Here is an 8372-nt window from a genome sequence, read left to right on the forward strand (position 1 = left end):
CTCATTTTTGAACCTTCTATTCTTGTTGAAGCTCCAACGCTTCTAACCGTTGCAATAGATTTTAGTTGTTTTAAGCTTTGACCTTCTTTTTTTTCTATCGAAGTCCATAAAGCATCAAATCTATCAATTTGGCTAATCATTGATATCAGCTTCCAATCAAGATCAATGGTAAACATATGTACTATACTTTCCATATTACAAATGTATCAAATTTTCAATAAAATGATACGATATGATTCGTTTTTATTCGATAAATATACGATAACAGTATTTCAATCTGTGATACGATGCGATTCAATATTATACGGTAGTGATTCGATTAATGCCCTGTAACACTTGCATATAATCATAGACAACCAGACATCTAATTATTAATCTGCATTCGCAATGCCTCCAATCTTTTCAATAAAGGCGGATGAGAATAATGGAAAAAAACATAAGCGGGGTGTGGCGTTAGGTTACTCAAATTATCAACCGAAAGTTTTTTCAAAGCATCCTGCAGAGCAGAAGCGTTGTATGTTTGGGCAGCATATTTATCTGCTTCAAATTCATTTTTCCGTGAAATGAGATTCATAAACAACCCTGTTAATTTGGAAATCGGGGTATATAATAAACCGAAAGCCAATAAATTAAGATGAATTCCCATTTCTTTAGCTCCCAAAGCCCCGGAAAGTGTAGAATTAAATACAAAAAAAGAGAGAATAAACAGCATAATACCAACCTGGATAGTAGATAAAATAAATCCCGTCACGATATGTTTTTTCTTATAATGTCCGACTTCATGGGCAAGTACGGCAACTAATTCTTCTGTGGTGTGGTTATTTATTAACGTGTCAAAAAAAACGATCTTTTTCTTTTTGCCAATGCCAGAAAAGTAAGCATTCGATTTTGAAGAACGTTTGGAGCCATCAATCACAAAAATGTTGCGCAACGAGAATTTTGCCTGTTTACTGTAATTTTCAATGGCTTCACGCAGTTCGCCTGATTCCAGCGGTGTCAGCTTGTTAAACAACGGAACAATTAAAGTCGTGTAAAACATATTTACGAAAAATAAAAAAGCAGTGATCACGATCCAAAAGTAAAGCCAGAAACCTTCACCAAGCTTAGTGATCAAATAAAATAATAATGATAAAATGATCCCACCTATTAAGATAGTTAAAAAGTATCCCTTGAGCTTATCCAAAATAAAGGTTTTCACGGTTGTCTTATTAAAGCCAAACTTTTCTTCAATGACAAAAGTATGATAAACCTGGAATGGCATATTTAAAATATCTGAAGCAAAATAAAGTATACCAAAAAATATTAATGCAAGCACAACAGGATCAGATATATCATTCGCCTCTAAATTTGTCGGATTACCAATCCGACCTACAAAGGAAGGCAAAGGAGTGTTTCTTATCCATTCATCTAGCATCCCGAAAATACCACCTACCAGCATAACGAGCGCTAATACGAAGCTAAAAGCAGAAGTTACAAAGGAAAACCGGGTTTGTACACTGAGGTATTTCTGTGATTTACGATACTTATCCTCATCATAGTAGCCCTTCATTTCATCAGGCACTTCGGATTTTTGATGTTTGAGATTAATGTAATCCAGTATTTGCTCTAAAAGGAAATCAAGAGCAATGATGGTGATGATGATGAGTAAGATTGTTTGTGCAGACATAGTGTTATAGTTTTCCCCAATTCCCCCAAAGTTAATAATACTTTTTCAACATCAAATAATTCTTAACATAATCCCCTACCCCATCCTCCAGACTATAAAACGGCACTTCATATCCGGTTGACCGAAGTTTTTGCATATTGGCCTGGGTGAAATACTGGTATTTATCCCTGATATCTTCGGGAGTGTCAATGTAACAAATATTTTCAGGTTTTCCCATTGCTTTGAAAGTACTTTTTGCGAGATCAATAAAGGTTCTTGCTTGTCCGGTTCCGAGATTATAGATGCCTGAAAGACTCACCCCCCGACCCCCTAAAGGGGGAGAATCTTGCTTTTTTTTCATTAAAAACATACAAACTTCCAGCACATCTTTCACGTATACAAAATCCCGCTTTTGCTCTCCATCCCTGAACTGAGGATTATGTGACCGGAACAACTTCATCTTTCCTGTTTCGCTGATTTGATTAAAGGTATGAAAAATAACCGATGCCATCCTGCCTTTATGGTATTCATTGGGTCCATATACGTTGAATAATTTTAATCCTGCCCAGAAAGGAGGCCCCCCCACCTTAAATCCCTCCCACCACCGTTGCTTTCCGAATCGGTGAATGCCTGCCCGCCCACTAAGTCTTCCCTCGGAGCTGGCAGGCGGGGATGAATCGGTGAATCGGTGAATTGCCTCCCCCTCTCCGTTTCTCCGATTCCCCGGTTCTCCGATTCTGGGGGGACTGGACTTAGAGGAGGGTTGTAGGGGGGGCTGTGTTGCCTGCTCTAATACCCAAATATCAAAATCGTTCTTTGATTTACCATAAGGATTGAGTGGTTTTAGCTTTGGGATGATTGATTCATCATCATCATAACCCAATTCACCCATTCCGTAAGTAGCTGCGGACGAAGCATAAACAAGCGGAATTTGATAATCACAGCAGGCTTGCCATATTTTTTTGGAATAGTTAAGGTTAAGCTCATCCAGTATCTTTTTATCAAATTCGGCCGTATCGGTTCTTGCACCTATATGAAAAATGAATTCTACCCGTTTATTGTTTTTCTTCAGCCAATCAAAAAACTGTGCCCTGTCTACTCTTGTTTGGATCTTTTTTCCATAATCTGTCGGATTACCAACATTATCTGTCGGATTACCAATCCGACCTACGCTGCTTTGCGGATAAGGGACAATATTTTTATTTTTCAGTGGATTGGAAAAATCATCTACAGCGATGATATCATGATAATTATCATCATTAAGCCTTCTGATAAGACAACTGCCGATAAAGCCTGCTGCACCGGTGACTACTATCATTTTTGAATTAAAAAAATAAAACTACCGCTAACACGGTATCCTATTAATACGGTACCCAATCACCTCTAATGGAGTTTTCCCTTTATACCCCGAACCGGCCTTTTCAGAATAGTAAGTTGATAAGATGATGCCTTTCAAACCAAAATCCAGTTGCCTGAAGATCACTGATAAACCGCCTTTTTGTTTATGGCTCCTGCCCATTTTCTTAATAAGCCATTTTAATACAAAACCCGGCATTACAGATAAAATGGATAGTATCATACTCAAATCCTTTATGTCGTTTTCAGGCGCGCATTGAAGTATTTCGTCAATATGCTCAATACCGCCCAGCTCGGAGTATGATGGTAATTCACCGTTTTTGGGCATCATTATATCACCGATGCGGTTGATGGCTTTAAGGGCTGGTTTGGATAATAATTTAGACATTTCTTATCAATTCATCACTTAACTTTTGTGAAAACGCCATAATACTCAAAGAAGGATTGATCCCCGGAGCGCTGGGAAAAATGCTGGAATCTGCAATATAAAGATTCTTATACCCATGCACCTGGAATTCAGGATTTACAACAGAAGTTGATCCATCTGTTCCAATGCTGCACCCTCCCATCAGGTGAAGGCCAAAGAAATAGGGTGAATGAACGATCTCTTTAGCCCCTGCATTGCTGAGAATATTGTCAATCACTTCCAGTCCGGCATCCCTGCGTCTTTTATCCTGGCCGGTCAGCTCTTTTTTGATCACCAGGTTCCCTTTTTTATCTGTGGTTATTTCCCCACCTTCCGGCTCATCTTTCACGGCTGCTTCTATGCATGCCATATACCTGTATTTGAGCATCAGTTCCTGGTGCTGCCTGCCGTAGCAATTAAAAAGCATCCCAACCGAGATAGGCGGGGCAAAAACGTTTTCCAGCTTAAAGCCATTTTTCCTGAAATGCTGGTCTTCTGAAGCAATGGTTTGAAATGCGCCTTTATGCGAATCTACCGGCTCATCAAATATCCCGAACGACATATATTGAGGATGCTGGCAAAATCCCTTGCCCAGTGCCGGCAATTTTGCCTTTAAGCCCGATTTAAACATGATCTGGGTAGAACCAAATGAGCCGCCAGCCAGGATAACTTTTTTGCCCTTTATTTCCTGCCTTACTTTATTTTTTTTACCACCTATGATCACATAATCATCCTGATGCTGAATGCTGTCGACCATATATTCAGAAAGGATCTCAAGTCCTGTTTGCTCCGCCTTTTGAATAGATGTAACTAATACGCTTTGCTTGGAGTCACGATGACAACCGCCCAGGCAGCCGATGCAATCGTTACCCTCCTCAATTTTACAATCGCTTTGTCCCCGTCTCAGGGGTTTCCATTTGTAGCCAAGGTTTTGGCAGCTTTCCGTAAATATTTCCGCATTCCTGTTGAATTCATTTCTTTCAAAAGTGTGTAAAACCATGTTTTGCTCAACCTTTTCATACCAGGGCGCCATGGCTTGTGTGGAGAAGAAATCCACACCGGACCGGGCTTTCCAATCATCTAAGGCCACATCATCAAAACGATCCATCAGGCACTGGTTGACGATAGAAGTACCGCCAACACATTTTGCCCGGAGAAAGGCGGTTGTGGATTCGGAATCAAATTCAATTCCGCCTCCCCAGAACAACTGTGAAGAGTATTCAGCTTCAGTTTTTGGGAAAGTATCTTTCCTGAGAAATTTACCGGCTTCTATTAACAACACTTTAGCGCCTGCATCGTGGAGGTTTTTTGCTAATACGCCACCGGAGGAGCCAGAGCCGATAATGATAAAATCGTACATTTTGCAAAATTAATAAAATTACAGCGTTTCAAAGATAAAAGGATTTTTTTAGTTTATAGTTGTCTGTTTTCCCGCTGTGGACTGCCGACTGCCGACTGTGGACTGCCGGCTGTGGACTGCCGACTACCGACTGCCAACTGCCAACTGCCAACTGCCAACTGCCAACTGCCGACTGCCGACTGTGGACTGTCGACTGTGCCGCATCTTACATCGATATAGACCCTTTCCTGAAATCCGTTTTATCAATAATAGCATTGATCAGGAATGGCTTCCCATTTTTAGCGGCATTTTTAGCTTCTTTAACCGTTTCCTCAAAATCGTTGATGTTATTTACTCTTTTCCCTTCCCCGCCATATCCTTTTACAGCGACATCATAGTCAGAATGAACGAGCATACACCCAACATCATCTTTTAATATCTCAATTTGGTCCCGGGCAATTTGAGACCAGCAGGCATCATTGCCTACTACCGCTATTACCGGAACGTTGTGGCGGACAAAAGTATCAAATTCAGCAATACTATAGGCACAGGAGCCATCTCCGTAAATTATCCAAACCTCTGATTTAGGAAAACACAATTTTGCACCAAGGGCAAAGCCCGCCCCTACTCCAAGTGTACCAAAAACTCCGGGGTCTAACCATGAAAGCGGGTTTCTGGGCTTTAGTGTGTAAGCGCTTGTAGCAACAAAGTCACCTCCATCTGCTACCAGGACGCTTTTGTCGTCCAGCATTGGTTCTAATTTTCTAAACAGGCCAATAGGATTAATGGCTTGCTTTTGCGAAATAAATTTCGCTCTACTATCAATATCTTCTTCGCGCTCCTTATCTCTTTGTTTAAGCTGTTCGATCCATGAATCCAATCTGGCATTTTGGTTGCTAACAGAATTTGAGAGGTCTTTCAGGAAAGTGCCGGGGTCAGCAAGTATCGCTATTTTAGGTTTTTTATTCAGATACAAGTCTCTTTTGCTCCTGTTTACCGAAATAACAGTAGAGGACGAGCGAATGTGCCTGCCATAGTCTAACCTGAAATCGCATGGAACACCTGCCAGTAATACCAGGTCTGCTTCTTTCAACGCATTTTTTCTCTTATGCCTTAGCTGCAAAGGGTAACCCTTTCCGAGCAAGCCACGGGCCATACCGGAGAGGTAAACAGGTATGCCGATCTTGTCTATTGCTTTTGCCAGATTATCTGCGCCCTCTGCGTCTAAAAGCGCCTGGCTGCCTATCAGCATAACCGGGCGGTTTGATCTTTCAAGTCGTTTTCTAACTTTCTCGATATCCTTTTGTTTATGTATGGGAAAATTATCAGCCTTTATCTGTGGAGATAATTTATAATTGTCTTTACCTTTAAACACTTTGGCAACATGTCTTTTCAAATACCATTTCAACATCTTTTCTCCAATCCCGAGTACTCGGGACACGGGCTTTTCGTCATCTTTTGCATTATACCAGTCTCTGACCAATGCCTCATCATATAGCAGATCTACGGGGCATTCAATAAATACAGGCCCGGGAACACCCTGCTGTGCGATGACAAAAGCTTTTTCTAATGTTGGGACAATATGCCTGACTTTTTTTATTGCTGCTGTCCATTTCACGTGGGGTTTCATAAGCGCCATCTGGTCAATATCCTGTAATGAACCCCTCCCTTTAAGGATTGTAGCTGTGGCACCTCCCAATAATACCAGCGGTGATTGCGCCATGCTTGCGTTTTTAACCGCGGTTACGGTATTTGTAACACCCGGACCGGCAGTCACAACCGCAACACCCGGAACGCCCGTAAGCCTTGATACTGCATCGGCAGCAAAAACAGCATTTACCTCGTGGCGCACATCAATCACCCGGATGCCTTCCTGTTTGCACCCGGTCAGTATGGGCGATATATGCCCGCCACATAAAGTAAAGACAAACTTAACACCCTGGGTGGATAGTACCTTTGCTATTAAATTTCCTCCGTTCATTTTTAAAAGAATAAATTAAACCGATGCCAATATACGAATAATAAAATGCTAATATACGAATGAATACTAATGATACTAATAAAGAAATCTATATTAAGAAGCAGAGTAAAAATATTCGTATCATTAGTATAAATTAGTATATTAGCATTATACCCTATTCGTATATTAGTATTATACACTATTAATTCGTATATTAGCATTTTATAATGAAACAATTCATTCAAATTTCGTTCTTCGTTGTCTACTGTCTACTGTCAACTGTCAACTGTTTTAGTCAGGTTTTTGATAAAACCGTTCACGATTTCGGCACCCTTGCTGATGGAAGCAACCGGGTAGCGGATTTTACTTTAAGCAACAATTCAAATGAGGTCGTTTATATATTAACATCAGAATATGAGCGTGAGATCAATTTAAGATATTCTACCCAAAAGATAGCCCCCGACAGTTCAGCTATTATCCGGATAAAATACAACCCGACACGAAAAGGAATATTCAATAAAAAGATCCGCCTCTATATCAGTTCCAGTCTTGAGCCCGTTGTACTTGGTATAAAAGGAAAGGTATATTTTATTGATAAGGATGATGATCCTGAATGCCCAAATTTTGATAAGCCGGCCTCAAATACCACCGATCTTCATATAGAAGTTTTTAATATGCAGGATAAAACCCCGGTAACACATGCTACTGTTAAAATTTTTAAGGGATACATTCCTATCAAAACCGTTTTCAACAATGCTGAGGGAAAAGCTGTACATGAATTGCACATGGGGCAGATCTATCACCTGATCGTTGAAGCCGATGGTTTTTACAGTGAAGAGCACACCATGCTGGTCAATAAAATAACCAATACCGCTGCATTTTACCTGGAACCCGTCTCCCAGATTGAAGAAGAAAAATTAGCGCTCCTGCTCACTTCTGATACTTCCGGGCAAAGCGAGGAATCTCCTCAATTGATTGACACAATATCTACTTCCGAACAAAGTGAAGAATCTCCTCAATTAATTGACACAATATTTACTACTGCCACTGATACTGCCACTTCTCCTGTTGCTGCTGCTCGGATTACCAATCCGAGCTACGTGCTTCCTGAAGATAAATTTACTGCCAACAACATTGTTTTTCTAATAGACGTCTCCTGGTCTATGGGTGATAGCAGAAAGCTTGATCTGTTAAAAACCTCCATTATTGAGATGTTGCAAATACTACGAAACATAGACCGCATAGCAGTGATCACTTTTGCAGCAAATACAAAAATTGCCGTACCTTCAAGCCCTGCTGATGAAAAAGAAAAGATAATTGAAATAATTCAAAATTTAGTAGCAGGAGGCGCTACAGCCGGGAGCAAAGGTATCCGAAAAGCTTATGAGGTGGCAGATGATAATTATATTGACGGAGGAAACAACCAGGTCATCCTTGCTACTGACGGTATATTTAGCGCAGACAGGGCTTTGCAGGCTGACATCAACAATATGGCAAAAAGCGGTATCACCCTTTCAGTAGTAGGGATAAAAGCTGATAAAGATGTAGAAAGCTCTTTAAAACAAATCACCGAAAAAGGGGAAGGGCATTATATCAATATTGAAACATTCGGAAAAGCAAAAAGGGTTTTGGTTGCCGAAATAAAACGGAACTCTTTTAGGATGAA

Annotated in this window: 7 protein-coding genes; 1 reads left to right on the forward strand and 6 read right to left on the reverse strand. The window is 40.5% G+C overall.

Going from position 1 to position 8372, the window contains the following annotated elements; all coding sequences use genetic code 11:
- The 6 genes from FVQ77_16775 to FVQ77_16800 form a co-directional block, all read right to left on the reverse strand.
- Positions 1-194, reverse strand: a 194-nt coding sequence (locus FVQ77_16775; protein MBW8051956.1) for a Fic family protein, incomplete at its 3' end; no start/stop codon positions are given.
- Positions 195-364: 170 nt separating this feature from the next.
- Positions 365-1666, reverse strand: coding sequence for a M48 family metallopeptidase (locus FVQ77_16780; protein ID MBW8051957.1), 1302 nt, complete (start codon positions 1664-1666; stop codon positions 365-367).
- A 31-nt stretch (positions 1667-1697) separates the two neighbouring features.
- On the reverse strand, positions 1698-2537 hold the full coding sequence (locus tag FVQ77_16785; GenBank protein ID MBW8051958.1) for an NAD-dependent epimerase/dehydratase family protein: 840 nt from the start codon (positions 2535-2537) through the stop codon (positions 1698-1700).
- Between the two features lie 453 nt (positions 2538-2990).
- Positions 2991-3389 carry a hypothetical protein gene (locus FVQ77_16790; GenBank protein MBW8051959.1) on the reverse strand — a complete coding sequence of 133 codons (399 nt, stop codon included), beginning with the start codon at positions 3387-3389 and terminating at the stop codon, positions 2991-2993.
- The gene (locus tag FVQ77_16795) at positions 3382-4767 is read right to left on the reverse strand and encodes a GMC family oxidoreductase (GenBank protein MBW8051960.1); all 1386 of its coding nucleotides are present in this window, start codon (positions 4765-4767) and stop codon (positions 3382-3384) included. Before FVQ77_16795 ends, FVQ77_16790 begins: the two co-directional genes overlap by 8 nt.
- Before the next feature lie 205 nt (positions 4768-4972).
- Complete coding sequence (locus tag FVQ77_16800; GenBank protein ID MBW8051961.1) at positions 4973-6727, reverse strand: thiamine pyrophosphate-binding protein; 1755 nt, start codon at positions 6725-6727, stop codon at positions 4973-4975.
- 206 nt (positions 6728-6933) lie between these two features.
- Between FVQ77_16800 and FVQ77_16805 the strand changes: the two genes are divergently transcribed.
- The coding region (locus tag FVQ77_16805; GenBank protein ID MBW8051962.1) for a VWA domain-containing protein at positions 6934-8372 on the forward strand (1439 nt) is incomplete at its 3' end.

The sequence above is a fragment of the Cytophagales bacterium genome (assembly GCA_019456305.1).
Lineage (GTDB): Bacteria > Bacteroidota > Bacteroidia > Cytophagales > VRUD01 > VRUD01.

Coding starts and splice junctions, on each gene's coding strand:
- FVQ77_16790 (MBW8051959.1), bottom strand. CDS start 3,389: ATGTCTAAATTATTATCCAAACCAGCCCTTAAAGCCATCAACCGCATC.
- FVQ77_16785 (MBW8051958.1), bottom strand. CDS start 2,537: ATGGGTGAATTGGGTTATGATGATGATGAATCAATCATCCCAAAGCTA.
- FVQ77_16795 (MBW8051960.1), bottom strand. CDS start 4,767: ATGTACGATTTTATCATTATCGGCTCTGGCTCCTCCGGTGGCGTATTA.
- FVQ77_16780 (MBW8051957.1), bottom strand. CDS start 1,666: ATGTCTGCACAAACAATCTTACTCATCATCATCACCATCATTGCTCTT.
- FVQ77_16800 (MBW8051961.1), bottom strand. CDS start 6,727: ATGAACGGAGGAAATTTAATAGCAAAGGTACTATCCACCCAGGGTGTT.